At 71.5% G+C, this 23,147-nt stretch carries 24 protein-coding genes; 13 read left to right on the plus strand and 11 right to left on the minus strand.

Annotated elements, in window-relative coordinates:
* Positions 1-11: 11 nt before the first annotated feature.
* Positions 12-1,259: a DUF445 domain-containing protein gene (locus ABD073_RS11115; protein WP_343874812.1), complete on the plus strand. Its 1,248-nt coding sequence runs from the start codon at positions 12-14 to the stop codon at positions 1,257-1,259.
* Positions 1,260-1,320: 61 nt separating this feature from the next.
* On the opposite strand, the gene ABD073_RS11120 is transcribed toward ABD073_RS11115, so the two are convergent.
* The gene (locus tag ABD073_RS11120; protein WP_343874631.1) at positions 1,321-2,556 is read right to left on the minus strand and encodes a globin domain-containing protein; all 1,236 of its coding nucleotides are present in this window, start codon (positions 2,554-2,556) and stop codon (positions 1,321-1,323) included.
* A gap of 202 nt (positions 2,557-2,758) precedes the next feature.
* Here ABD073_RS11120 and ppk2 point away from each other — a divergent pair, with 202 nt between their 5' ends.
* Positions 2,759-3,655, plus strand: coding sequence for a polyphosphate kinase 2 (gene ppk2 / locus ABD073_RS11125; RefSeq protein ID WP_343874632.1), 897 nt, complete (start codon positions 2,759-2,761; stop codon positions 3,653-3,655).
* An 82-nt stretch (positions 3,656-3,737) separates the two neighbouring features.
* Here ppk2 and ABD073_RS11130 read toward each other — a convergent pair whose 3' ends face one another.
* Positions 3,738-4,955, minus strand: coding sequence for a TerC family protein (locus ABD073_RS11130; protein ID WP_343874635.1), 1,218 nt, complete (start codon positions 4,953-4,955; stop codon positions 3,738-3,740).
* A gap of 227 nt (positions 4,956-5,182) precedes the next feature.
* Here ABD073_RS11130 and ABD073_RS11135 point away from each other — a divergent pair, with 227 nt between their 5' ends.
* Positions 5,183-5,938 carry an NAD-dependent protein deacylase gene (locus ABD073_RS11135; RefSeq protein WP_343874636.1) on the plus strand — a complete coding sequence of 252 codons (756 nt, stop codon included), beginning with the start codon at positions 5,183-5,185 and terminating at the stop codon, positions 5,936-5,938.
* Positions 5,939-5,945: 7 nt separating this feature from the next.
* Here the strand turns inward: ABD073_RS11135 and ABD073_RS11140 are convergent, their stop codons facing one another.
* Both ABD073_RS11140 and tpx read right to left on the minus strand, forming a co-directional pair.
* Positions 5,946-8,177, minus strand: a complete 2,232-nt coding sequence (locus ABD073_RS11140; RefSeq protein WP_343874637.1) for a hypothetical protein — start codon at positions 8,175-8,177, stop codon at positions 5,946-5,948.
* A 101-nt stretch (positions 8,178-8,278) separates the two neighbouring features.
* Complete coding sequence (tpx, locus tag ABD073_RS11145) at positions 8,279-8,776, minus strand: thiol peroxidase (protein ID WP_343874640.1); 498 nt, start codon at positions 8,774-8,776, stop codon at positions 8,279-8,281.
* A 59-nt stretch (positions 8,777-8,835) separates the two neighbouring features.
* On the opposite strand from tpx, the gene ABD073_RS11150 reads away from it, so the two are divergent.
* The 5 genes from ABD073_RS11150 (at position 8,836) to ABD073_RS11170 (ending at position 12,609) form a co-directional block, all read left to right on the plus strand.
* Positions 8,836-9,519 (plus strand): hypothetical protein, encoded by a 684-nt coding sequence (locus ABD073_RS11150; protein ID WP_343874642.1) that lies wholly within the window; start codon positions 8,836-8,838, stop codon positions 9,517-9,519.
* Positions 9,516-10,004: a hypothetical protein gene (locus ABD073_RS11155; RefSeq protein ID WP_343874644.1), complete on the plus strand. Its 489-nt coding sequence runs from the start codon at positions 9,516-9,518 to the stop codon at positions 10,002-10,004. The genes ABD073_RS11150 and ABD073_RS11155 overlap by 4 nt, the downstream gene beginning before the upstream one ends.
* Positions 10,004-10,906, plus strand: coding sequence for a DUF4031 domain-containing protein (locus tag ABD073_RS11160; protein WP_343874646.1), 903 nt, complete (start codon positions 10,004-10,006; stop codon positions 10,904-10,906). The genes ABD073_RS11155 and ABD073_RS11160 overlap by 1 nt, the downstream gene beginning before the upstream one ends.
* A 22-nt stretch (positions 10,907-10,928) precedes the next feature.
* On the plus strand, positions 10,929-11,684 hold the full coding sequence (locus tag ABD073_RS11165) for a tyrosine-protein phosphatase (protein ID WP_343874648.1): 756 nt from the start codon (positions 10,929-10,931) through the stop codon (positions 11,682-11,684).
* A 67-nt stretch (positions 11,685-11,751) separates the two neighbouring features.
* Positions 11,752-12,609, plus strand: coding sequence for a shikimate 5-dehydrogenase (locus tag ABD073_RS11170; protein ID WP_343874650.1), 858 nt, complete (start codon positions 11,752-11,754; stop codon positions 12,607-12,609).
* A 9-nt stretch (positions 12,610-12,618) separates the two neighbouring features.
* Here ABD073_RS11170 and ABD073_RS11175 read toward each other — a convergent pair whose 3' ends face one another.
* Both ABD073_RS11175 and ABD073_RS11180 read right to left on the minus strand, forming a co-directional pair.
* Entirely contained in the window at positions 12,619-12,981 is a 363-nt protein-coding gene (locus ABD073_RS11175) for an iron chaperone (protein ID WP_343874652.1), read from the minus strand.
* Positions 12,978-13,166 carry a hypothetical protein gene (locus tag ABD073_RS11180; RefSeq protein ID WP_343874654.1) on the minus strand — a complete coding sequence of 63 codons (189 nt, stop codon included), beginning with the start codon at positions 13,164-13,166 and terminating at the stop codon, positions 12,978-12,980. Before ABD073_RS11180 ends, ABD073_RS11175 begins: the two co-directional genes overlap by 4 nt.
* Positions 13,167-13,279: 113 nt before the next feature.
* Between ABD073_RS11180 and ABD073_RS11185 the strand changes: the two genes are divergently transcribed.
* Complete coding sequence (locus tag ABD073_RS11185; RefSeq protein WP_343874656.1) at positions 13,280-13,717, plus strand: DUF4870 domain-containing protein; 438 nt, start codon at positions 13,280-13,282, stop codon at positions 13,715-13,717.
* Here ABD073_RS11185 and ABD073_RS11190 read toward each other — a convergent pair.
* Complete coding sequence (locus ABD073_RS11190; RefSeq protein WP_343874658.1) at positions 13,710-14,729, minus strand: GNAT family N-acetyltransferase; 1,020 nt, start codon at positions 14,727-14,729, stop codon at positions 13,710-13,712. The two genes, ABD073_RS11185 and ABD073_RS11190, sit on opposite strands and share 8 nt — an antisense overlap.
* Positions 14,730-14,766: 37 nt before the next feature.
* Between ABD073_RS11190 and ABD073_RS11195 the strand changes: the two genes are divergently transcribed.
* Positions 14,767-15,420 carry a cation efflux transmembrane domain-containing protein gene (locus ABD073_RS11195; protein ID WP_343874660.1) on the plus strand — a complete coding sequence of 218 codons (654 nt, stop codon included), beginning with the start codon at positions 14,767-14,769 and terminating at the stop codon, positions 15,418-15,420.
* A gap of 27 nt (positions 15,421-15,447) precedes the next feature.
* On the opposite strand, the gene ABD073_RS11200 is transcribed toward ABD073_RS11195, so the two are convergent.
* Positions 15,448-17,502, minus strand: a complete 2,055-nt coding sequence (locus ABD073_RS11200) for a M3 family metallopeptidase (RefSeq protein ID WP_343874662.1) — start codon at positions 17,500-17,502, stop codon at positions 15,448-15,450.
* Positions 17,503-17,599: 97 nt separating this feature from the next.
* Here ABD073_RS11200 and ABD073_RS11205 point away from each other — a divergent pair, with 97 nt between their 5' ends.
* Positions 17,600-18,577, plus strand: a complete 978-nt coding sequence (locus ABD073_RS11205) for an NADPH:quinone reductase (RefSeq protein WP_343874665.1) — start codon at positions 17,600-17,602, stop codon at positions 18,575-18,577.
* 31 nt (positions 18,578-18,608) lie between these two features.
* Here the strand turns inward: ABD073_RS11205 and ABD073_RS11210 are convergent, their stop codons facing one another.
* Positions 18,609-19,235, minus strand: a complete 627-nt coding sequence (locus ABD073_RS11210; protein ID WP_343874667.1) for an L-threonylcarbamoyladenylate synthase — start codon at positions 19,233-19,235, stop codon at positions 18,609-18,611.
* Positions 19,236-19,262: 27 nt separating this feature from the next.
* On the minus strand, positions 19,263-19,670 hold the full coding sequence (locus ABD073_RS11215; protein WP_343874669.1) for a pilus assembly protein TadE: 408 nt from the start codon (positions 19,668-19,670) through the stop codon (positions 19,263-19,265).
* A 143-nt stretch (positions 19,671-19,813) separates the two neighbouring features.
* On the opposite strand from ABD073_RS11215, the gene ABD073_RS11220 reads away from it, so the two are divergent.
* Both ABD073_RS11220 and ABD073_RS11225 read left to right on the plus strand, forming a co-directional pair.
* A complete protein-coding gene (locus ABD073_RS11220) occupies positions 19,814-21,046 on the plus strand; it encodes a pyrophosphate--fructose-6-phosphate 1-phosphotransferase (RefSeq protein WP_343874671.1) in 1,233 nt (410 codons plus the stop codon).
* 70 nt (positions 21,047-21,116) lie between these two features.
* Positions 21,117-22,001 (plus strand): hypothetical protein, encoded by an 885-nt coding sequence (locus ABD073_RS11225; RefSeq protein ID WP_343874674.1) that lies wholly within the window; start codon positions 21,117-21,119, stop codon positions 21,999-22,001.
* A 19-nt stretch (positions 22,002-22,020) separates the two neighbouring features.
* Here ABD073_RS11225 and ABD073_RS11230 read toward each other — a convergent pair whose 3' ends face one another.
* Positions 22,021-23,085 (minus strand): YhjD/YihY/BrkB family envelope integrity protein, encoded by a 1,065-nt coding sequence (locus tag ABD073_RS11230; RefSeq protein WP_343874677.1) that lies wholly within the window; start codon positions 23,083-23,085, stop codon positions 22,021-22,023.
* Positions 23,086-23,147: the final 62 nt, after the last annotated feature.

Here is a 23,147-nt window from a genome sequence, read left to right on the forward strand (position 1 = left end):
GGGTGAGCCTGATGATGGATGCCCCCGGTGATGCCGAACGACGCGTCGCGCTGCGCAGGATGCGCGCCATGGCCACCGGGCTGCTGGTGCTGGCCGCGGTGCTCTACCTGGTGACCCTGCGCGAGAGCCGCACCGGCTGGCTCGGCTGGGTCAATGCCGGCAGCGAGGCCGCCATGGTCGGCGCCCTGGCCGACTGGTTCGCGGTGACCGCCATCTTCCGCCACCCGCTGGGCATCCCGGTGCCGCACACCGCGCTGGTGAAGCGGCGCAAGAACGAGCTGGGCCGCAGCCTGCAGCAGTTCGTCACCAACAACTTCCTCACCGTCGACGTGCTCCAGGAGCGGGTCCGCGAGGCGCACCTGGTGGACCGTGCGGTGGACTGGCTGGAGCGCCCTGACAACCGGCGACGGCTGCTGGCGCAGGCGGTGCGCGGTGGCAAGGCAGCCCTGCTGCGGGTCAAGGACGAGGATGTGGAGGCGCTGGTGCAGGCCACCGTGCTGCCCCGGCTGCGCAGCCAGCCGGTCTCCCCCACCCTGGGCCGACTGCTGGCCGACGTGGTGCGCGAGGGCTCGCACCAGCAGCTGGTGGACGTGCTCGCCCGCGAGCTGCACTCCTGGCTGCAGCGCCACCCCGAGGCGGCACGTTCCGTGATCGGCGAGCGGGCCCCGAAGTGGAGCCCCGGCTGGCTGGACCGCCAGGTGGTGGACTTCGGCTACAACCAGGCCCTGGAGTGGGCGATGGCCGTGCGGATGCAGCCTCGCCATCCCTTCCGCCAGGCCATCGACGGCTACCTGGCCAAGCTCGCCGAGGACCTGCAGGGCGACGAGAAGATCATGGCGCGCGCCGAGGCCCTGAAGGAGCAGCTGCTGCACAACCCGTCGGTGCCCGGTGCCGTGGTGGACGTCTGGCACACGGTGCGCGACTCGATGGACCAGGCGCTGGACGACCAGGACTCCGCCCTGTGGCGCCAGGCGGATCGCTGGCTGGCCGAGCTGGCCCAGCGGCTGCGCACCGACCCCGATCTGCACCGTCGCGCCGAGCAGCGCGTCGACGACGCCGTGGTCTTCCTGGTGGACACCTATGGCGAGGAGCTGGCCACCGTCATCTCGGTGACCGTGGACCGCTGGGACGCCGATGAGGCCAGCCAGCGCATCGAGCTCTTCGTGGGCCGCGACCTGCAGTTCATCCGGATCAACGGCACCGTGGTGGGCTGCCTGGCCGGCCTGGTGATCCATGCCGTGAGCCAGCTGGTGCACTGAGCCCGGAGATGGCGCGGCCCGCGCCCCACCGGGGGTGCGGGCCGCGTCGCGGTTCAGCCGATCACTTGGGCAGCAGCCAGTCGTTGGGGGCGAAGAGCTCGAAGTGGATGCTCTCGGCCGGCACGCCGGCCTCCTGCAGCTGGGAGCGCACGGCCATCAGGAAGCCGTTCGAGCCGCACAGGTAGAACTGGGCGCCCTCGGGCAGCTCCACCTGGTCGAGCTGCATCAGACCCAGGGTGGCCAGCTCGTGCTCGCCCTTCTCGAACCACAGCTTCAGGCTGCCGTTCGGCAGCGCGTCGACGGCCTCGGTGAGCTCGTCGACCAGCGCGGCGCCGGCGGCATCCTGGTCGGCGTGCAGCACCAGCACCTGACGGGTGGACTTCTCGTCGGCCAGGGCGCGGGCCATGCCGAGCATCGGGGTGGCGCCGATGCCGGCGCTGATCAGCACCACGGGGGCCTCGCTGTCCTGGTCGAGGACCAGGTCACCGGTGGGCAGGCTGACCTCGAGCTCGTCACCCTCCTTCAGCCCCTCCACCAAGGAGGTGGAGACCTCGCCGGCGGGGGTGGTGTCGCCCAGCACCTGCTTGACGGTGAACTGCCAGCGGCCCTCGGTGGGGGCATTGCACAGGCTGTACTGGCGCAGCTGGCCGGCACCGTCGGCCATGGTGCGGCGCACGGAGATGTACTGGCCGGGCAGGAAGGAGCGCAGCGCGGGCTCGCCCTGGCGGGCCTCCAGCTCGAAGCTGGCGACGTGCTCGCCCTGGTCGATGCGACGGGCCACCTTGGCAGTCAGGAAGACCTCGCCGGGCTCGACCCCGGCCTTCTCGTAGAGGGCGTTCTCGAAGCGCACCAGGGTGCGGGCCATGATCCAGTAGACCTCGTCCCAGGCCTCGGCCACCGGCGCGGTGACCACGTCGGCGCCCAGCACGTCGACGATCGCGGCGAACAGGTTGTCGTGCACGATCTGGTACTGGTCCTCGGTGATGCCCAGGCTGACGTGCTTGTGCCCGATCCGGCTGAGCAGCTCGTCGGGGCTGGGGCCGTCGGGGTTGACCAGCAGGGTGGCGAAGGTGGCCACCGAGGCGGCCAGCGCCTTCTGCTGGGCGCCCCGGGCCTGGTTGCCGCGGTTGAAGGTGTCGCGCAGCAGGTCGGGGTTGGCCGAGAACATGCGCTGGTAGAAGTTCGGGGCGATCTCGTCGATCTTCGAGCCGACCAGGGGCAGGGTCGCGCGGATGGTCTCCGCGTGCTCGTCGGTGAGCTGCTCGTGGACGAAGTCGGGCTGGTGCTTGGTGTTCATCGGTCCTCCTGGGATATGTGTCCTGCTCGCAATATACAAGGGCAGGGCCGGTTGAAAAGTGGATCGGATGTCCCTGCGGTGACGATCCGACGAACAGCCATCCGTATCCTGGCGGATGCTCGCCCCCCGCGGCGCCGGGCCCCCTAGGATCGATCGACGGGGCGCGGCCGCATCGCGCACAGGCCCGAGGGGGAGGCAACAGATGGACCGGATCGAGGACTTTCGCAGCTACATCGACCGGCTGCGCACCGACGGCTACCAGGTGCTGCCGGACATCGCCGGCTCGGACCCGGACCTGATCGACCCGGGCGGCTCCGCGGTGGAGACCTGGCGCGAGGACTACCCCTACGACGAGCGGATGGGGCGCGAGGAGTACGAGCAGGAGAAGTACAACCTCCAGGTGGAGCTGCTCAAGTTCCAGTACTGGACCCAGGACACCGGGGCGCGTCACCTGGTGCTCTTCGAGGGCCGCGACGCCGCTGGCAAGGGCGGCACCATCAAGCGCTTCGAGGAGCACCTCAACCCGCGCCACCTGCACACCGTCGCGCTGAACAAGCCCACCACCACCGAGCAGGGCCAGTGGTACTTCCAGCGCTATGTGAGCCACTTCCCCACCGCCGGGGACATCACTTTGTTCGATCGTTCCTGGTACAACCGTGCCGGGGTGGAGCGCGTGATGGGCTTCTGCTCCGATGCCGAGTACCAGCAGTTCCTGCGCCAGGCGCCGCTGCTGGAGACGATGATCACCGACTCGGGCACTTCGCTGACCAAGTTCTGGTTCTCGGTGACCCAGGGCGAGCAGCGCACCCGTTTCGCGATTCGTCAGCTGGACCCGGTGCGGCAGTGGAAGCTCTCGCCGATGGACATCGAGAGCCTGGACAAGTGGCAGGACTACGGCGACGCGAAGGACGCCATGTTCGCCGCCACCGACACCGACACCGCGCCTTGGTGGTCGATCAAGTCCAATGACAAGAAGCGCGCCCGGATCAATGCGATGCGCTTCTTCCTCAACCAGTTCGACTACGAGGGCAAGGACACCTCCGTGGTCCACGAGCCCGATCCGCTGATCGTCACCCGCGGCCGCGACACCCTGGGCTGAGCAGGCCACCGCGACGAGGCACCGCAAGCAGCAGCCCCCGGCAGATGCCGGGGGCTGCTGGCGGTTCAGGACCGACGTCGGATCACAGCAGGGCCGCCGCCCCGTGCCCGGCGCGCTGGCGCTCGTCATGCATCGCCGTCGCGGCATCGAGGAGCTCCACCAGCTCGCGCTGGTCGCGGATCTCGTCGCGGTAGCGGGCGGGCATCAGCTCGATCTGCGCCTTCTCGCGCACCAGCTTGGCCCAGGTGCGCTCCCGCTCGTCGGGGTCGGACTCCCAGTCCAGGTCCAGGTAGGCCTGGGCATGGCGCCGGGCGTTGTTCACGGCGGTGTGCGCCTTGCCCTTGGGCGAGAGCAGCGAGGCGACGATGGTGACGGCGAGGACGCCCAGGATCACCGACAGGCTGAAGCCGGTGCTGATCTCCACCACGTGGACCGGGTTGCCGTCGTTGATGAAGCCCAGGGTGTTCTCGTGCAGGGCGTGCAGGATCAGCTTCACGCCGATGAAGCCCAGGATGGCCGCCAGGCCGTAGGACAGGTAGATCAGGCGGTCCAGCAGGCCGTCGATCAGGAAGTAGAGCTGGCGCAGGCCCAGCAGGCTGAAGGCGGTGGCGGTGAAGACGATGAAGGTGTTCTGGGTCAGGCCGAAGATCGCCGGGATCGAGTCCAGCGCGAACAGGATGTCGGTGCCGCCGATGGCCGCCATCACCAGCAGCATGGGGGTCATCACCTTCTTGCCGTCGACGACGGTGAACAGCTTGTCGCCGTCGTAGACCTCGGAGGTCTTGAACAGCTTGCGCGCGATCCGGATCATGATGTTGTCCGCGCCGTGACCGTCGCCCTCGGTGGACTCCGGCTTGAGCATGTTGCCGGCGGTGACCAGCAGCACCAGGCCGAACAGGTAGAAGACCCAGGCGAAGGAGTTGATCAGCGCCGCGCCCAGCAGGATGAAGCCGGTGCGGGCCACCAGCGCCACGACGATGCCGAAGAGCAGCACCTTCTGCTGGTCGGCCCGGGGCACCCGGAAGCTGGACATGATGATCAGGAAGACGAACAGGTTGTCGACGCTGAGCGCCTTCTCGGTGATGTAGCCCGCGAAGTACTCGGTGCCGGCCTGGTCACCGCCCAGCAGCCACAGGCCGATGCCGAAGGCGATGGCGATGCCGACGTAGATGGCCGACCAGGTGGCGGCCTCGCGCAGCGTCGGGATGTGCGCCTTGCGCACGTGGAAGAAGAAGTCGAAGGCCAGCAGGCCGACGATGAAGGCGATGGTGAGGCCCCAGACGAGAGGGGGAACGACCACGAGGACTCCTGAGGGAGATGATGGCGGGCCCGGGCACGGCGGTGCACGGACTGGTTGCTCGGTGTGATCACCGAGACGAGACCATCAGGTCGTTCGCCTCAGAGGTGGAACGGGATTTCCGTTCCTCGACGGGGTTTCCCGGCCGTCGATGTTGAAGATTCTACCAACCGCGCCGGTAGGTGACAAATCCCACATCTCGCCGCGGTCCTACGCGGGACAATGGGGGCATGGACAGCCTCGCCGAGCTCTTGGTCCGCAGCCACCGGATCGTCTTCTTCGGCGGGGCGGGTGTCTCCACCGAGAGCGGCATCCCGGACTTCCGCTCCTCCGCGGGGCTCTACGCCCGCACCAGCGACGACGGCCTGCCGCCCGAGTACCTGCTCAGCCATGACTGCCTGGTGGAGGATCCGGAGGCCTTCTTCGACTTCCACCGCAGTGCCCTGCTGCATCCCGAGGCGCGGCCCAACCGTGGTCACCGGGCCCTGGCGCGGCTGGAGGCGGCCGGACGGCTGAGCGCCGTCGTGACCCAGAACATCGATGGCCTGCACCAGCAGGCCGGCTCCCGGGTGGTGCACGAGGTGCACGGCTCGGCGCGACGCAACCGCTGCCTGGGGTGCGGCGAGGACTACGACATGGCCTGGATGCTGGCCACCCGCGGGGTCCCCGCCTGCGAGCGCTGCGGCGCCATGGTGCGTCCCGAGGTGGTGCTCTACGGCGAGGGTCTGGACCAGCAGGTGATGGATGCCGCCATCGAGGCGATCATCGGCAGCGACCTGCTGCTGGTGGGCGGCACCTCGCTCAACGTCTACCCGGCCGCCGGCCTGGTGCGCTTCGCCACCGGCACGCTGGCGGTGGTGAACCGCGAGGCCACCGGCTACGACCAGATGGCCGACCTGGTGGTCCACGACCAGCTGGGCACTGTGCTGGGCGAGGCCGTCGACGCCCTGCTCGGCCCGGAGCCCGTCGAGGATCCCCCGGCCTGAGCCGGGCTCAGAGCTGCCAGTCCTTGGCGAGCTGCTTGGCGCGACGTCCGGCAGTGCGCCCCCGCAGCCAGCCCTGCGCCTCGGACAGCCGCTCCAGCGCCATCACCAGCTCGCGCCCATGGGCCTGTGGATCGGCCTGGGCCACCGGTTCCAGGGCTTCCACCAGGGCCTCGTGGCTGGCCACCACCCAGCCCTTGTCACCCGAGGAGAGCGCCCGGTGGGCCTCCTCGCGCAGGCCGTCGAGCGGGTCGGCCCGGCGCTGCGCCTCGTGCTCGGCCGCCAGCTGCGCGGCATGGCGGCGCTCGGCCTCGAGCTCCGCATCGCGCGCCTCCTGCTCCCGGCGCTCCTGCTCGCGGCGCTCGCGCTCCGCTCGCTCGGCCTGCTCGGCCTGCTCGGCCTGCGCTGCGGCCTCCCGCGCCTGGCGCTCGGCCGCCTCGCGGGCCTGCTCCTCGGCGGCCTCGCGCTCCAGCTCGGCCGCGGCCAGGTCGGTCTCCGTGGCGGCATCGGCGCCCTCCGACTCCGCCGGGGCCGCAGGCTCGCTCACCGGCTCAGCGGCCTGCTCGGCGGCCAGGCGGGCCGCCTGGGCCTGCTCGCGCTCCTGCTCGCGGCGCTGCTCCTCGGCCACGGCGGCGGCCTGCTCCTCGGCGCGACGACGCTCGGCCTCGGCAGCCTCCCGGCGCTCCGCTTCCTTCAGCGCTGCAGCCCGGGCGGCGGCCTGCTGACGCTCCTTCTCGGCGCGCAGCGTGGCCTCGCGCAGCTCCGCCACGGCGCGCTCGCGGGCCTCCGCCTCGCGCACCTCGTCGATGCGGCGCATCGCCTCCTCGTCGCTGAGCAGCGCTGCCTCCGGCACCTCGGCCCCCTGCGGGGCCAGCGCGGCCTCGGCGCTCAGCACCTGCCAGTGCGGGGTGTGCTGGCGCGAGACCAGCAGCACGCCGCGCGAGCGGGCGCGCAGCCAGGTGCGCTGGTCCACCTGGCTGAAGTTCTCCGACTCCAGGCCACTGGAGCGCAGTCCCGCCGCGATCTGGTCCGCCTCCGCTCGAGCGGTGGCAGCGGCGGGGTCCTGCAGGGCGTCCAGCACCTCCGCGCGCACCATCAGGGCCAGCCCACGTGCCGCGGGATCCACTGCCATCTGCTTGTTGCCGGCCATCCGGTTGAGGGCCGCATCGATGCTGCGGCGTGCCGCCTCCGCCTGGCCGACAGCCAGCTCCCAGCGCGCCAGGGCGGGTGCCACCAGCAGCTGGGTGCCCAGGTGCTGTCCCACCGGCTTCTCGGCCTTGAGCAGCGCCTGCAGCGCGGACAGCGCGTCCTCGGCGGCCTTCTCGGCCGCCTCGGCCTGCCCGGCGTCCACCATTCCCCAGACCTGGTCCGCGCGCGCCAGCGCCAGCTCGACGCGGCCGGGCTCGCCCCGTCGTCCCGCCATCCGGTGCAGCTGGCTCGCGGTTGCTTCGCGCAGCGCCAGGGCCTCCTCGGTGCGGCCCGTCGCCTGCAGCCGGTCGGCCAGGTCACGACGCAGCGCGAAGCCCGGGCCCACCAGGCGCTCCAGGTGCGGCTTGGTCATCCGCGGCATCTGCGCCAGCGGCTCAGCGGTCCAGCGCTCCCACAGCGAGACCGCCTCGCGCAGCAGGTCCAGCGACTGCTCCCCCAGCCGCACCGTCCAGCGGGCATCCGCGGCGGTGCGCAGCGCCTCCAGCAGCACGACGGTCTCGTCACCCTGCAGCTGGGCCTCGCGGGCTCGGAGCAGGGCCGCATCGGCCTGGGCATTGGCGGCGGCCAGGTCCCCGGCAGCCAGCGCGCCACGGGCGCGGGCCAGCAGCGCCCAGACGGTGGTGCGGGCAGCCAGCTCGTCGGCCAGCCCGGGCTGGGTCAGCTGGTCCTTCCAGGCGAAGGCCGCGCCGATCGTGCTGCCGGCCGCCTCGGCCAGCTCCAGGCCGAGCTGCAGCGTGGCCACGTGGGTCAGCGCCGTGAAGTAGCGGGCGGCGTCCACCACGGGCGTGTACGGACCGACCGGGCCGCGGGAGGCCACCAGCCGGTCGGAGGCCTGCACCGCCTCGGTGGCCTCGCCGGCGGCCTCGCCCCACAGCCGTGAGAGCAGTCGCAGGCCGGTGGCCTGGTTCAGCGCGTCGACCAGCTCCTCGGTCTTGGAGGGGTCCGAGGAGACCCAGCCGCGCAACTGCTTGACCCGGGAGACGGTCTGCTTGAGCTGCTTGGCGTGGTCGTCGCGGGGCTGGGTGTCTGCCATGCGCCCATTCTGGCCTGCTGGCGGCCGGGGGCCCAACCGGAGGGTGGTCCGGACAGCATGAGGGCCCGTCCCCGGTGCGGAGGACGGGCCCTCGGGGCCGTTCAGGACAGGGCGGCGATGGCGGCCTCGTAGTCCGGCTCCTGCTTGATCTCGGGCACCAGCTGGGAGTGCAGCACGGTGCCGTCGGCGTCCACCACGACCACCGCGCGGGCCAGCAGGCCCTGCAGCGGCCCGTCCAGCTGGGCCAGGCCATAGGACTGGTCGAAGCCGCCGCGGAAGTCGGAGCCCATCACCACGTCGTCCAGGCCCTCCGCGCCGCAGAAGCGCGCCTGGGCGAAGGGCAGGTCCTTGCTGATGCAGACCACGGTGGTGTTCTCCAGGCCCGAGGCCAGCTCGTTGAAGCGACGCACGCTGGTGGCGCAGACGCCGGTGTCGACGCTGGGGAAGATGTTCAGCACCAGGCGGCGGCCGGCGAACTGCTCGCTCGTGACCTCGCCGAGGTCGGTGCCGACCAGGGTGAAGGAGGGCGCGGTGGCGCCGGTGGCCGGCAGGTCGCCGGAGAGCTGGACGGGGTTGCCATTCATCGCGGTGGTGGTCATCCCTCGTTTCTAGCACAGAGCCGAGACGGCTATGAAGGCTGTGTGCTTCACTGGAGCACATGAAGGACGAGAGCTTCACGCGCTGGTTCGCGGTGACCATCGACCAGCAGCGCTCCCGGCGTGGCCCGGACCGGGTGGCCGCCCTGCTGTCCGCCCTGGAGCGGGTTCTGGGAGATCGGGCCCGGCTGACGCCCGAGCGCACCGCCGGCGACGAGGTGCAGCTGCTCACCGCCGACCCGGCCGCGGTGGTGGACCTGGTGCGGCTGGTGCAGTGCGAGGGTGCCTGGTGGACCGGCATCGGGCTGGGCGCCGTGGAAACTCCCCTGCCCTCCTCGACGCGCGAGGCCCGTGGTGATGCCTACCTGGCGGCCCGCGAGGCGGTGGAGGCGGCCAAGGCCACCCCCGTGGGCCTGGTGCTGTGCGACGGACCGGGTGCGCGCGGCGAAACTGTCGGTGGCGCGTCCTATCGTGATGTCGACGAGGCAGCCGCGGCGGTGCAGCGCGCGGAGACGGCACTGTGGCTGCTGTGCGAGCTGTGGCAGCGGAGAAGCACGGGGGGATGGCAGATGGTGGACCTGCTGGAGGGAGGCCTGGGCGTCGGCGAGGCGGCCAGGGAGCTGGGGATCAGTGCCTCGGCAGCCAGCCAGCGCCACCGTCGCGCCGGCTGGGAGGTCGAGCGACGGGGCCGGCAGCTCGCCGTCGACCTGCTGCGGGCCGCCCGTGATGGGCAGGACAGGCCATGAGCCCGCTGCTGCTGGATGTGCTGCAGGCCGCAGTGGTGGCACTGCTGGGAGCGCTGGCGGTGCTGGCCGGCGGTCCCCTGGTGCAGACCGTCTTCGCCCGGGTGGATCGTGAGGCGAGGCTGGCGCGCGAGCGTCGCGGTGGGGCCCCCACGCAGGCCGATGGCGCACGGGTCTGTGCCAGCCCCGAACCTGCTCCTGCCCGTGGCCAGGGGGTGGTGGAGGCTGCCCGGGTACTGCCCGGCGGCACCTGGATCGGCATGCTGGAGCGGCTGGCGATCTACGCCGGCCTGGTGGCCCACTATCCCGAGGCGATCGCCATCTGCCTGGCCCTCAAGGGGCTGGCGCGCTACCCGGAGCTGAAGGCCACCACCACGGGTGCAGCGGAACGCTTCATCATCGGCACCTTCGTCTCGGTCCTGGTGGCCTGCGGCTGTGCCGGGCTGGCACTGTGGCTGGCCGGCCCCGTCCTGGACTGGCTGCTCTGATGGCGCTGCTCGTCGACAGTCCCCGCTGGCCCGCCCATGGCACCGTCTACGGTCATCTGGTGAGCGACCACTCGCTGTGGGAGTTGCACGCCGGCGCTGCCCGCGCGGGGCTGTCCACCCGGGCCTTTGACCACGACCACTACGACCTGGCCGCCGAACGCTTCGACGACGCCTTGGCCGCGGGTGCGGTGCGGGTGGACGAACGCGAGCTGGTGCACCGGCTGCGCTCCGGTGGGCTGCGGATCCTCCCCGCCGACCATGCGCCCCGGCGGGGCCGGGCCCGAGCCGCCCTGCACCGCCGTTTCGAGCATCTGCTGCCGGCCGCTGCCCTGCACCAGGTGGTGCAGGACTACTCCGGACCGGGCCGCTGGTACCACGACGTGCGCCACCTGGTGGAGATGCTGGGGCACCTGGACCGGCTGGCCGCCCTGGAGGGCGTGGTCCCGACCCCAGCCGAGGAGCTCGCCGTGCTCTTCCACGACGTGGTCTACGACGGCATCGCAGGCCAGGACGAGCAGCTCTCGGCCGAGCGGGCCGTCAGCACCCTGCGGCAGGCCGGGCACGAGGAGGACGTGGTGGCCGAGGTGGAGCGTCTGGTGCTGCTCACCGCGCACCACCGGCCCGATCCCGCAGACCGGTCCGGAGCCCGGGTGAGCGATGCGGACATGGCGATCCTGGCCTCGGTACCGGGCCGCTACCACGTGAGCGTGCGCGACATCCATCTGGAATACGCCCACCTGGCCGCCGACCGGTGGCGCCAGGGGCGCGCCGCGGTGCTGCAGGGCTTCCTGTCCGGCGGCGAGATCTTCGTCACCGAGCACGGCCGACGGGTCTGGGAGCAGCGGGCCCGCCGCAACGTCGCCGACGAGCTGGAGCACCTGCAGGCCGGCCAGCTGCTGTGAGGCCTGTTCTAGAGTCGTTGCCATGACCGACGCCCTGGACCTGCTGCGAGCCGTCACCCACCGCGCCCACCTGCCCTTTGGCGTCTACAATCTGCGCCCGGTCACCGCCGGGAGCCGACCCGGACGCGGCGTCTACCGCTCCAGCCTGCTCTGGGGCGCCACCGCCGCCGACCGCCACCGGATCCAGGAGCTGGGCATCACCCGCATCATCGACCTGCGCACCGAGAAGGTGGCCGCCAACTTCCCCGATCCCGTCCTGCCGGGCGTCACGAACACCTTGGTTGACCTGCACGGCACCGGTGAGTCCGTGCTGGGCGAGCGGATCACCGAGGCCGACACCGTCGAGGCGATGAAGGCGCGCTACCGCCGCATGGTCAGCGACGAGGGCCAGCGCGAACGGATCGCCCAGACCCTGCGCCTGATCGCCGACGAGCCGGGGGCGGTGCTCTTCCACTGCACCGACGGCAAGGACCGCACCGGCTGGATCGCCCTGCTGCTGCAGCACCTCAACGGCGACTCCCCCGCCCAGATCCGCGCCTCCTACCTGGCCAGCCAGCCGCTGGTGGACCACATGGCGCGCTTCCGTTTCCGCACCGACACCCTGCGCGGCGGTCGACGCCTGGCGCGTCGCAACCGGCCCATGAACCTGGTGGACCTGGCCTTCCTCGACGCCGGTCTCGACGAGGTCACGCAGCGCTGGGGAGACCTGGACGGCTACCTGCGCCAGGGCCTCGGCCTCGACGAGCAGACGATGGCAGCGCTCCGCGCAAAGTTGTGATGGCAACGCCGGGCGCGACGCTGTAGGGCCGTGCGGCGCGGGGCGGGAAGCCCCTAGGCTCGAGACCATGGCAGACGTCGAATCCACCCGCACCCCTCGCCCTGTCGCCGGCGGCATCACCAAGGACACCCGGCTGTGTCTGTCGCTGTCCGGCCGCCCCGGCAACACCGGCACCCGATTCCACAACTACCTTTACGACGCGCTCGGCCTCGACTACGTCTACAAAGCCTTCACCACCGACGACATCACTGCCGCCATCGCCGGCGTGCGCGGCCTGCAGGTGCGCGGAGCCGCGGTCTCCATGCCGTGGAAGGAGGACGTGATCGCCCTGGTGGACGAGATGGACCCCTCGGCCGAGGTGATCGAGAGCGTGAACACCATCGTCAACACCGACGGCCACCTCAAGGCCTACAACACCGACTACCTGGCCATCGTCTCCCTGCTGCGCTCCCACCAGGTGCCCACCGAGCTCGACGTCGTGGTGCTCGGCGCCGGCGGGATGGCCAAGGCCACCGTCGCCGCCCTGCGCGACGAGGGTTTCGAGCGGATCACCGTGGTGGCTCGCAACCAGACCACCGGCAGCGCCCTGGCCGCCAAGTACGGCTTCGACTGGGCCGCCGAGGTGGGTGGGCTGCGTCCCGGCCTGGTGGTCAATTGCACCCCCGTCGGCATGGAGGGCGGCCCCGAGGCCGATGCCATCCCGGTCTCCGAGGAGGTGCTGCATGCCGCCCAGGTGGTCTTCGACGTCGTCCCCCGCCCCACCTGGACCCCGATGCTGCAGCGGGCCCGCGAGCTGGGCAAGGTCACCATCAACGGCGCGCAGGTGATGAGCCTGCAGGCGCTGGAGCAGTTCGTGCTCTACACCGGCGTGCGACCCGACGACGTGCTGGTGGAGCAGGCCACCGCCTTCAGCCACCAGGGCTGAGGTTCTGGCTCAGCCCTGGGCGCGGATGGTCTCGAGCCGGTCGCGCACCAGGGCGAGCAGCAGCTCGTCGGGGATCATCTTCTGCGGGCTGAAGTGGATGGCGCTCTTCGTGGTCTCGAAGCCGGCCAGCCGGTCGGCGAAGCGCTCGAGGGTGTGGCCGCTGAAGGTGTACCAGGACAGGAAACGACGGCCGGCCGCGAAGCCACCCACGATCCGGTTGCCCTTGCGCTGGTCCACCGCGAAGGCGGGCAGCCGGTAGCTCTCCACCTCCAGCACCCCGGGCACCTCGGCGTGCACCAGCTCGCGCAGGTGCTGCAGGGCCGCCCGTTCCGGCTCGGCCAGGCCGGTCAGGTGGTCGTCGACGACGGTCATGGGCGATCCACCTGCATCAGGCCGTCCACGTCCACCAGGTAGCCGGCAGCCAGCTCCGGCGCGCGCAGGGCGGCCTCGCGCTGCTGGCGGCGCAGCTGTCGTTCGCGCAGCGCCGCCCAGACCAGCAGCGCCAGCAGGACGGGGACGCTCGCCAGCAGCAGCGCGATGACCACGGCGATGTTCATGTCCAGCACCATAGCCCCCGGGGGCAGTGGGCATCCCCTGCCGCACCCTGAACCGTCCCCGAACCGGGGCGAGGAGCGGGGGTGGCGGACCTGATCGGGCCCACAATGGAGTCATGAGCAACCAGCAGTTCAACCCCTACCAGCACCCCAACCCGAACCAGGCCTGGTCGTACCAGCCGACCCCGCCCTCGATGATCCCGAACGAGGACCGCTCGGCCGCGGCCATGGCCCACTTCTCCACGATCATCGCCATGGTGCTCAGCGCCGGCTGGCTGAGCTTCGTCGGCCCGCTGGTGATCTGGCTCCTCTACAAGGACCGCTCCCCCTACGTGCGCCGCGCCTCCGCCGGCGCCTTCAACTTCAACATCTGGCTGACGCTGGCCACCATCGTCGGCTGGATCCTGGTCTTCACCGTCATCCTGGCACCGGTGGGTGGCCTGATCATGCTCGTCACCTCGGTGCTGCAGATCTGGTGCCATGTCCGCGCCGGCCTGAAGGCGCTCAAGGGCGAGGAGTACCACTACCGCCACCAGACCGGCATCCTCAGCTGAGCGGAGACCGCCGGTAGAGGTAGCGGTGGTGTTCCATGAAGCCGAGTGAGTCGTACAGGCTCCTGGCGACGTGGTTGTCCTCCACCACCTGCAGGTAGCAGAACCTGGCCCCCAGCTCCCGTGCCCTGGCCGTCATCGCGACGGTCAGGGCACGGCCATGCCCGCGGCCGCGCAGCGCCGAGTCGATGACCAGCCCGCTCAGCCCGCCCCAGTCGCGGGTGAGCACCAGGCGACCGGCACCGGCCACGCGGCCGTCGACCAGGAGCGTCGCGTAGTGGGCGTCGACGGCGGTGGTCACCGGCAGCCGTGCCGGGTCCTCGGAGGACTCCGGGCCCAACCAGTCCTCGTCGGGGGAATCCGCCCACCTGACCGTGCCGGAGTACCCGGGTGGCAGCACATCTGCCGGCCCGGGAGCGCGGAGGTCGAGGGTCATGGCGATCGCCCGTTCGCTGGGCTGCCATCCGCGGCCGGCGAACTCGCGGTCCAGCCGGGCGCCCGGCTCGTCGGAGGAGAGGTTGCGGGCGGCCACCTGGACCAGGGCCGGCAGGCCGCGCTCGGCGTAGAAGGAGACGACGTCGCGCAGCGCCTGGTCCAGGTCACGTTCCGGGTCGCCGGTGGGATGGGCGGAGTTGGCGCGCTTGGTGTGGCCGCCGCCGGCGTGCAGGGTCCAGCCTCCGAGGCGTACCTGCTCGGTGCCCGGCCAGCCCTCGGCCATCAGCCGCTGCAGGTCGTCGACACCGGAGCTGGGGCGCACCACCCGCGGCGGCACCCGGCGCATCGCGCGCACCTGCTCGCGCGGAACCTCCACCGGTCCCCGGCCGGCCGGCAGCACCACGATCCGCTCCTCGTCGGCCAGCACCAGGTCTCCCACCAGGTCGTGGGCCTGGCCGTCGGCGTCGACATGGCGCAGCGAGACCCGCATCGCCCCGTCCTGGCCAGCGGGGGCTCTGCGGCCCGGAGCAGGAGTGCCGGCCGACTGGTGCGCTGCGGTTGGCTGAGTGTCGGGGTCCATGGGCGGCAGGCTAGCGCGAGCGTGAAAGCATGGCGCCATGTGCTCACCGTCCCCCACCGCCGACCAGCTGGACGATCCCGCGCTGCGCAGCAGCCTGCGCCGCACCGTGGTGCTGGTGGCGCTGCTGAACCTGGCCTACTTCTTCGTCGAGGGTGCGGTGGCCCTGCTGATCGGCTCGGTGAGCCTGTTCGCGGACTCGGTGGACTTCTTCGAGGACTTCGCGGTGAACAGCCTGATTGCGCTGGCGCTCGGCTGGAGCCTGCAGCGTCGTGCCGTGGCCGGCAAGGTGATGGCCGGCATCATCCTGCTGCCCGCGCTGGCGGCCCTGTGGCAGGCGATCACCAAGTTCTCCGACCCCCGTCCGCCGGAGGTGCTCTCGCTGGTGCTCACCGCCGGCGGCGCCATCGTGGTGAACATCGCGTGCACCTGGCTGCTGGCTCGCTGGCGCCACCACGGCGGTTCGATGACCACGGCCGCCTTCCTGGCGGCCCGCAACGACGTCCTGGCCAATGCCGCCATCATCGCCATGGCGGGTGTGACCGCCCTGACCCGCAGCGGATGGCCGGACATCGTGCTGGGCCTGCTGATCGTGGCGCTCAACCTCACCGCGGCGCGTGAGGTCTGGGAGGTGGCCAGCAACGAGCAGCTGGCCGCCCGGGCGCTGGCCGGCGAGGACGTGGACGACGACTGAGCCGCCCACGCCCGCCTGCAGCCAGGGTCAGCCGGCGACCAGGCCCCGTCGCTCCAGCAGCGGCTCGATACGCGCCTCGCGGCCCCGGAAGGCGGTGAAGGAGTCCATCGGTTCGCGGGTGCGGCCGCGGCTCAGCAGTTCGGCGCGGAAGTGGTCGCCGTTCTCGCGTCGCAGGCCCCCGTTCTCCCGGAACCACTCCACGGTGTCGGCGTCCAGGATCTCGGACCAGATGTAGGAGTAGTAGCCGGCGTCGTAGCCGCCCGCGAAGGTGTGCGCGAAGTAGGTGCTGCGGTAGCGCGGCGCCACCCACTCGTTGGCCAGCCCCACCCGCTCCAGCGCTTCGGCCTCGAAGGCCGCCACGTCGGTCACCTCGGTACCGGGGGCGATCTTGTGCCATTCCTGGTCCAGCAGCGCGCTGGCCAGGTACTCGACGGTCTCGAAGCCCTGGTTGAAGGTGGCGCTCTGTTCCAGGCGCTGCAGCACCTCGGCGGGCAGCGGCTCACCGGTCTCGTGGTGGCGGGCGTAGTGGTTGACCACCTCGGGCCAGGTGATCCACATCTCGTTGACCTGGCTGGGGAACTCGACGAAGTCACGCGCCACGTTCGTGCCGGCCAGGCTCGGGTAGGTGGCCTTCGACAGCAGCCCGTGCAGGGCGTGGCCGAACTCGTGGAACAGGGTGTTCACCTCGTCCAGGGTGAGCAGGACCGGTTCGCCCGGGGCGGGGCGCGGGATGCTCAGGGTGTTGCAGACCACCGGCAGCTCGTCGAAGAGCCGGCTCTGCTCCACCAGGTTGTTCATCCAGGCGCCGCGACGCTTCGACTCGCGCGCGAACGGGTCCAGGATGAACAGGCCCAGGGCGGTGCCGTCCTCGTCGTGCACCTCGAAGACCTGCGCATCCGGGTGCGGCGCCTCGATGTCCGGACGCGGGGTGAAGGTGATGCCGTAGAGCTGGGTGGCGGCCCACAGCACGCCCTCGCGCACCACCCGGTCCAGCTCGAACCACGGGCTGAGGGCCGCGGTGTCCACCGCGTACTGCCGGGAGCGCACCTTCTCTGCGTAGTGGCTCCAGTCCCAGGGCGCCAGCTCGAAGCGCTCGATGCCGCGCTCGCGGCAGTCGGTGTCCACCTCCTGCTGCAGGGCTGCGGCCTCGCGGCGCAGGTTGGCCAGCGCCGGCTCGGCCAGCGGGTAGACGATGCGCTCGATCTCCTCGGGCGTGCGGGCGGTCTGGTCGGCCACGGCCACCGTGGCATGGTTGGCGCAGCCCAGCAGGGCGGCCCGCTCGGCGCGAAGGGCCGTGATGCGACGCACCAGGTCGCTGTTGTCGTGCTCGTTGCCGCGGCTGCCGCGCGAGGTGGAGGCCTGGTGCAGCCGGCGTCGGCTGTCCCGGTTGGTCAGCTGCGCCTGGTAGGGGTGGTCGGTGTAGAGGTCCAGCGAGACCAGGTAGCCCTCCTGGCCGCGAGCGGCGGCCGCCTGACGGCAGGCCGACAGCTGACCCTCCCCCAGCCCGTCGAGCTCCTCGGCGGTGGCGAAGAGCACGGCCAGGTCATTGGTCTCGGCCAGCAGGTTCTTCTGGAAGCGGGTGGTCAGCGTGGACAGCTCCTGGTTGATCTCACGCAGGCGCTGCTTGGCCTGCTCCTCCAGCCCGGCACCGGCCAGCTGCATGCCGCGCCAGGTGCGCTCCACCAGCTGGACCGACTCGGGGTCGAGGCCCAGCTCGTCGACGCGCTCATGGACCTCGGCGACGCGGGCGAAGAGCTGCGGGTCCAGGTCGACGGCATCGCGGTGGGCCGCCATCCGCGGGGCCAGTTCCGCCTCCAGCTCGCGCAGCTCCTCGGTGGAGTCGCTCGCCACCTTGGTGAAGAAGATCATCGCCACCCGGTTCAGGGTCCGCCCGGAGCGCTCCAGCGCCAGCACGGTGTTCTCGAAGCTCGCCGGTTCGTCCTGCTCGACGATGCGGCGCACCTCGGCCTCGTGCTCGGCCAGGCCGGCCTCGAAGGCCTCGCGGTAGTGCGCGAGGGTGATGTCGGCGAAGCGGGGCAGGCCGTAGGGCAGGTCACTGGGGGTCAGCAGCGGGTTCGACATGTCCCAGACCCTAGTGCCGGCCGAGGGTCTGGCGGAGAATTGAGCCGGTGACACGGGATGGGGCCCGCTGGGCCCGCCCGACGACGAGGGAGGACCCATGAGGGCGGTCTGGTACGAGCGACAGGGCCCGGCAGCCGAGGTGCTGCAGGTCGGCGAGCTGGCAGACCCTGAGCCCGCCGACGGCGAGGTGCGGGTGAGGGTGCTGCTCTCGGGCGTCAACCCGGGCGACGTGCGCAAGCGCGAGGACTCCTTCGGCCATGGGATGGCCCACCCCCGGGTGGTGCCGCACAGCGACGGGATGGGCGTGGTGGACCGGGTCGGCCCCGGCGTCGATCCCGCCCGGCTCGGCAGCCGGGTGTGGCTGTGGGGCGCCCAGTCCTACCGTGCCTTCGGCACCGCCGCCGACCTCGTGGTGGTTCCCGAGCACCTGGCGGTTGCCCTGCCTGACGAGGTGGACGACGAGCTGGCCGCCTGCCTCGGGATCCCCGGCATCACCGCGCACCGCTGCATCCTCGGTGACGGTCCGGTGGCCGGTCGCACGGTGCTGGTGCACGGCCTGCTCGGTGGGGTGGCCTCGATGGCCGCCGCCCTGGCCCGACGCGACGGTGCCACCGTGATCGGCACGGTGCGGCGCACCACCGACCTGGCCGAGGCAGAGGGCCTGGCCGACCACGTCGTAGCCCTGGACGACGACCCGGCCGGGCGGGTCCGTTCCCTCGCCCCGCGAGGCGTCGACCGGGTGGTGGAGGTGGCTCTGGCGGCCAACCTGGACCTGGACCGGCAGGTGCTGGCGCAGCACGGCGTGATCAGCGCCTATGCCAGCGACCAGCCGGAGGTGGTGCTCCCCTTCTGGCCGATGCTCTTCGACAACCTCAGCCTGCGGCTGGTGGGCAGTGACGACTTCACCCCCGCCCAGCGGGAGGCCGCCGTCGCGGACCTCACCGCAGCGGCGGCCGAGGGGTGGCTGCGGCCCCGGATCGCCGAGCCGCTGCCCCTGGAGCAGTGCGCCCGGGCCCACGACCTGGTGGCCGCCGGTTCCCGGGAGCGCCAGCTGCTGCGCGTGCAGCAGCCCTGACCGCGGCCCGGGAGACGGGCAGTGGTGGGGCTCAGTCCTCGAAGGGGGCGGGGTCGCCGGCGCCCTGGCGGACCACCTGCGGGCCGTCCTCGCCGGTGAAGTCCACCACGGTGGTGGGGCCGAGACCCACGTCGCCGGAGTCCAGCACCAGGTCGATCTCGTGGCCCAGCTCGTCGGCGATGGTCCAGCCGTCGGTCATCGGTTCGTCGGTGCCGGGCAGGATCAGGGTGGAGCTGGTGATCGGCTCGCCCAGCTCGTCGAGCAGCGCCCGGGCCGTGACATGGTCGGGGATCCGCACGCCGACGGTCTTCTTCTTCGGGTGCAGCATCGCCTTGGGCAGCTCGCGGGTGGCCTTGAGGATGAAGGTGTAGGGGCCAGGGGTGTTGGCCTTGATGGCGCGGAACTCCCAGTTGTCCATCTCCACCCACTCGCCCAGCTGGGCGAACTCGCTGACCACCAGGGTGAAGTGGTGCTTGTCGTCCAGCTTGCGCAGCCGGCGGATCCGCTCCACCGCGTCCTTGTCCCCCATCCGGCAGCCCAGTGCGAAGCCGGAGTCGGTGGGATAGGCGATCAGACCGCCGTCGCGCAGCACCTGCACGGCCTGCGCCAGCGACCGTGGCTGGGGATTGGCGGGGTGGACGTCGAGGTATCGGGCCATGGCGAGATCCTAGACCGCACCGACCGCTCAGGGGCGCGGGCGGCGCAGCTCGCCGCTGGCGCTCCCGGTGGCCTCCAGCCGGTCGATCCCCAGCAGGGACAGGAAGGTGGTCTCCGACTCGGCACGGGTGGTGACCGTGATCACACCGGCGGACAGGCTCGCCTCGCCCTCCACCCCCTCGTCGGCCAGCGCCTGCCGGGCGGCTCCCAGCGCAGCACCGGTGCCGTCGCGGCCCACCAGCCGGTCGGCTGCCGAGGCGTCGCTGCCCTGGCGCACCGCCACCGCTGCCGCCACCTCGGCCCTGCGGTGGGCGCGCGCCCGGGCGCCGCCGTCGATGACCAGCCCGGCCACCAGGAAGAGCGCCATCACCAGCACCGAGCCCAGCGCGCTGACGCTCAGTCCGCGCTCGTCGCGTCGTCGTGGTCGGTTGTCCATGCCCAGCAGTCTGGCAGCCGGTCCGCGGCTATGGGCAGTGGCCGAGTCGGGGCCTGTGGATGACGCCGGACCGGGCTGCCCCAGCCCCGCTTCGGTTGGCTAGGCTGGAGCCGACACACTCCTTCAGGAAAGGTCTGGACCACATGGTCAAGAAGGTTGCACTGCTCACCGCCGGTGGCTTCGCCCCGTGCCTCTCGTCGGCCGTCGGTGGCCTCATCGAGCGCTACACCGAGGTCGCCCCCGACGTGGAGATCATCGCCTACAAGCACGGCTACCAGGGCCTGCTCAAGGGCGACTACTTCACCGTCACCCCCGCGGTGCGCGAGCACGCCGCCGAGCTGCACAAGTTCGGTGGCTCGCCGATCGGCAACTCCCGCGTGAAGCTGACCAATGCTGCCGACCTGGTCAAGCGCGGCCTGGTGGCCGAGGGCGACGACCCGCTGAAGGTGGCCGCCGACCGTCTGGTGGCCGACGGCGTCGACGTGCTGCACACCATCGGTGGCGACGACACCAACACCACCGCCGCCGACCTGGCTGCCTACCTGGCCGAGCACGACTACGGCCTGACCGTGGTGGGCCTGCCCAAGACCATCGACAACGACGTGATCCCGATCAAGCAGTCGCTGGGTGCCTGGACCGCCGCCGAGCAGGGCGCCGGCTTCGCCCGCAACATCATCGGCGAGCACAACTCCGGCTCGCGGATGCTGATCATCCACGAGGTCATGGGCCGCAACTGCGGCTGGCTGACCGCCGCCACCGCGCAGAAGTACCGCGAGTGGCTGGACAGCGTCGAGACCTGGGTGCCCGAGATCGGCCTGAGCAAGCAGGCCTGGGACGTCCACGCCGTCTACGTGCCCGAGGCCGAGATCGACCTGGAGGCCGAGGCCGCCCGCCTCACCAAGGTGATGGACGAGGTGGGCAATGTGACCATCTTCCTGTCCGAGGGTGCCGGCCTGGAGTCGATCATCGCGGAGATGGAGAAGGCCGGGCAGGAGGTCCCCCGCGACCCCTTCGGCCACGTCAAGCTCGACAAGGTCAACCCCGGTGCCTGGTTCGGTGACCAGTTCGCCAAGCTGCTGAAGGCCGAGAAGGTCATGGTGCAGAAGTCCGGCTACTACAGCCGCGCCGCTGCCGCCAATGACGCGGACCTGGCCCTGATCAAGCAGTGCACCGACCTGGCCGTGGACTCCGCCCTGGAGGGCAAGCCCGGCGTGGTGGGCCAGGACGAGGAGAACGGCGACGTGATGAGCGTCATCGCCTTCGACCGGATCAAGGGCGGCAAGCCCTTCGACATCAGCCAACCCTGGTTCGTCGAGCTGGTGGAGGGTGTCGGCCAGCCGACCCCCAAGGCCGTGGAGCACGCTCCCGAGCACTGATCCAGCCCTCGACGGCCCCGGACCCGCGTGGTCCGGGGCCGTCGTGCGTCCGGCGTGGCACTGTTGAGCCATGGTGCGATCTTCTGCGGTCCTGGTGGTGGCGCTGGTGCTGTGCGGCTGCGGCACGGCCCGACCCGAGGTGGGCGCGACGCCCTCTGCGGTCAACGAGCCCACGCATTCCTCGTCGGTCACCGCTTCCCCCACCCCGGTCGCCTCCCTCGACTGCCCCACCACCGTCCCGGCGCACGACCGCAGGACGGCCACCACCGTGCCGGCCGGTGCCGTGGCCCTGCGCTGGTGTGCACCGGTCCAGGACGCCCCGGAGCGCCGCTGGGCGCCGGTCGACGTCGTCACCTCCGGCGTCGACGACTGGATCACCGCCTTCAATGCGCGTCCCGCCCTGCGTCCCGACGCCGTCTGCACCGCGGATCTCACCACCACCGAGGGCGCCGTGCTGCTCTACCCCGACGGCCACACCGAGTCGGTCTGGGGCATGGCCGCCGGCTGCCGCACCCTGGGCGGACGCACCGGCTTCGTGGCGCTGCGCCAGCAGGCACTCGACCTGGTGCAGCAGCAGCGCCGCAGCGGGCGGCTGCCCACCGCGAGCCCGCAGCCCTGCGCGGACCAGTCCTCGCTGCTCACACCCCGCCCCGCGGACCTGGTGCGCGGCTGGGCCTGTCCTGCCGGCGGCAAGGCCGTCCCGCTCGACGCCGGCCAGCTCGATGCCCTGCGCGCCGCCCTGCCCGCTCCCGCGGCGGAGGGCTCCACGGTGGACCAGACGGTGGCCTCCGGCCGGGGGCGGGTCCAGCTGGCTGCTGCCAGCGGCGACTTCCTCGTGCTGGCCCCGTCCACGACGGCCGGTGGTTGGCTGCTGCTGGACGGCCGGGGTCGTCCGGCGACCGCCTGGAAGCCCACCGGTCCCGCCGCGCAGCTGCTGGCCGGCCTGCTGCCCTGAGGCGCGCCCGATCGGCGGCTCAGCGGCCGAAGATGCGCCGGTGGCGCCGGTGCTCGACCTCGAGGCGACGCGCCTCCTCCTTCGCGAGCTTGTCGCGTTGCTTGGCCTTCTCGTCACTCAACCGGGCGGCCTCGGCGGCCTCCCAGTGGCCGGGCACCGTCATCAGGTCGCTGCGGCGACGCAGTGGCAGGTCCACCTCGGAGTACTTGCGCGGGATCGCCGGCTGGTAGCTGGTGGCGATCCAGGCCGCGGCGAACAGGATCAGCCGGGCGAACAGGTTGAAGAAGAGCATGACGATGATGATGTTGCCGAAGACCACCGTCGACAGGCTGCGGGAGAGCACGCCGATCACCTGCGTGGTGCCGTAGAGCAGCGCGGTCATCAGCACACCGGCCCCGAAGGAGCCCTTCAGCATGTCCTTGAGCGGCGCCTGGTACTGCGGCAGCACGTGGAACAGGAACCAGAAGAGCAGCGTGCTGAGCACCACCGTGAGCAGCATGGCCAGCACCTGCAGGGCTCCGGCCACGCCGGGGGTCTGCTCGATGCCCAGCCAGGAGACCAGGCTGTCGGCGAAGTTGCCGGAGACGGTGACCACCACGAAGCTGATCGCCAGGAAGGCGATCAGCGCCAGGAAGTAGAACAGGTTCACGAAGCGCTCGGCCAACCAGTTGCGCCCCGGTGGGCTCCAGTCGAACTCGGGGCGCCACTGCGCCCGCACCGCACCACGCAGGTTGCCCATCCAGCCGGACCCGGAATAGGCCGCCGAGACCAGGCCCACCAGCAGCACGGCCCGCCAGCTGTTCAGCGCCCGCAGGATCAGCGCGATGGCCTGGGGGCCGCCGGCGACGGCGCCGATCTCGCGCACCGCGGCATCGGTGAGCCGCAGCAGCCAGTCCGGCTTGTAGACGGTCAGCATCCAACCCAGGAAGGAGAAGGCGAACATCAGGGCGGGCACCAGGGTCAGCACGGAGAAGTAGGTGATCCCGCCCGCCAGCTGGTTGCCCATCCGGTTCTGGAAGCGGTCGTTGGCCCGGATCAGGTGCGCCGACCACGGGGTGCGCTTCAACCACCGCCACAGCCCCATGCCAACACCCCCTCCCCCGAACGGCTCCGGTACCCATCAGAGGGTAGCGGCCCGTGAGGCAC

It is taken from the genome of Luteococcus peritonei, assembly GCF_039526385.1.
Lineage (GTDB): Bacteria > Actinomycetota > Actinomycetes > Propionibacteriales > Propionibacteriaceae > Luteococcus > Luteococcus peritonei.

Coding starts and splice junctions, on each gene's coding strand:
- ABD073_RS11115 (WP_343874812.1), top strand. CDS start 12: ATGATGGATGCCCCCGGTGATGCCGAACGACGCGTCGCGCTGCGCAGG.
- ABD073_RS11120 (WP_343874631.1), bottom strand. CDS start 2,556: ATGAACACCAAGCACCAGCCCGACTTCGTCCACGAGCAGCTCACCGAC.
- ppk2 (WP_343874632.1), top strand. CDS start 2,759: ATGGACCGGATCGAGGACTTTCGCAGCTACATCGACCGGCTGCGCACC.
- ABD073_RS11135 (WP_343874636.1), top strand. CDS start 5,183: ATGGACAGCCTCGCCGAGCTCTTGGTCCGCAGCCACCGGATCGTCTTC.
- ABD073_RS11140 (WP_343874637.1), bottom strand. CDS start 8,177: ATGGCAGACACCCAGCCCCGCGACGACCACGCCAAGCAGCTCAAGCAG.
- tpx (WP_343874640.1), bottom strand. CDS start 8,776: ATGACCACCACCGCGATGAATGGCAACCCCGTCCAGCTCTCCGGCGAC.
- ABD073_RS11150 (WP_343874642.1), top strand. CDS start 8,836: ATGAAGGACGAGAGCTTCACGCGCTGGTTCGCGGTGACCATCGACCAG.
- ABD073_RS11155 (WP_343874644.1), top strand. CDS start 9,516: ATGAGCCCGCTGCTGCTGGATGTGCTGCAGGCCGCAGTGGTGGCACTG.
- ABD073_RS11160 (WP_343874646.1), top strand. CDS start 10,004: ATGGCGCTGCTCGTCGACAGTCCCCGCTGGCCCGCCCATGGCACCGTC.
- ABD073_RS11165 (WP_343874648.1), top strand. CDS start 10,929: ATGACCGACGCCCTGGACCTGCTGCGAGCCGTCACCCACCGCGCCCAC.
- ABD073_RS11170 (WP_343874650.1), top strand. CDS start 11,752: ATGGCAGACGTCGAATCCACCCGCACCCCTCGCCCTGTCGCCGGCGGC.
- ABD073_RS11175 (WP_343874652.1), bottom strand. CDS start 12,981: ATGACCGTCGTCGACGACCACCTGACCGGCCTGGCCGAGCCGGAACGG.
- ABD073_RS11180 (WP_343874654.1), bottom strand. CDS start 13,166: ATGAACATCGCCGTGGTCATCGCGCTGCTGCTGGCGAGCGTCCCCGTC.
- ABD073_RS11185 (WP_343874656.1), top strand. CDS start 13,280: ATGAGCAACCAGCAGTTCAACCCCTACCAGCACCCCAACCCGAACCAG.
- ABD073_RS11190 (WP_343874658.1), bottom strand. CDS start 14,729: ATGGACCCCGACACTCAGCCAACCGCAGCGCACCAGTCGGCCGGCACT.
- ABD073_RS11195 (WP_343874660.1), top strand. CDS start 14,767: ATGTGCTCACCGTCCCCCACCGCCGACCAGCTGGACGATCCCGCGCTG.
- ABD073_RS11200 (WP_343874662.1), bottom strand. CDS start 17,502: ATGTCGAACCCGCTGCTGACCCCCAGTGACCTGCCCTACGGCCTGCCC.
- ABD073_RS11205 (WP_343874665.1), top strand. CDS start 17,600: ATGAGGGCGGTCTGGTACGAGCGACAGGGCCCGGCAGCCGAGGTGCTG.
- ABD073_RS11210 (WP_343874667.1), bottom strand. CDS start 19,235: ATGGCCCGATACCTCGACGTCCACCCCGCCAATCCCCAGCCACGGTCG.
- ABD073_RS11215 (WP_343874669.1), bottom strand. CDS start 19,670: ATGGACAACCGACCACGACGACGCGACGAGCGCGGACTGAGCGTCAGC.
- ABD073_RS11220 (WP_343874671.1), top strand. CDS start 19,814: ATGGTCAAGAAGGTTGCACTGCTCACCGCCGGTGGCTTCGCCCCGTGC.
- ABD073_RS11225 (WP_343874674.1), top strand. CDS start 21,117: ATGGTGCGATCTTCTGCGGTCCTGGTGGTGGCGCTGGTGCTGTGCGGC.
- ABD073_RS11230 (WP_343874677.1), bottom strand. CDS start 23,085: ATGGGGCTGTGGCGGTGGTTGAAGCGCACCCCGTGGTCGGCGCACCTG.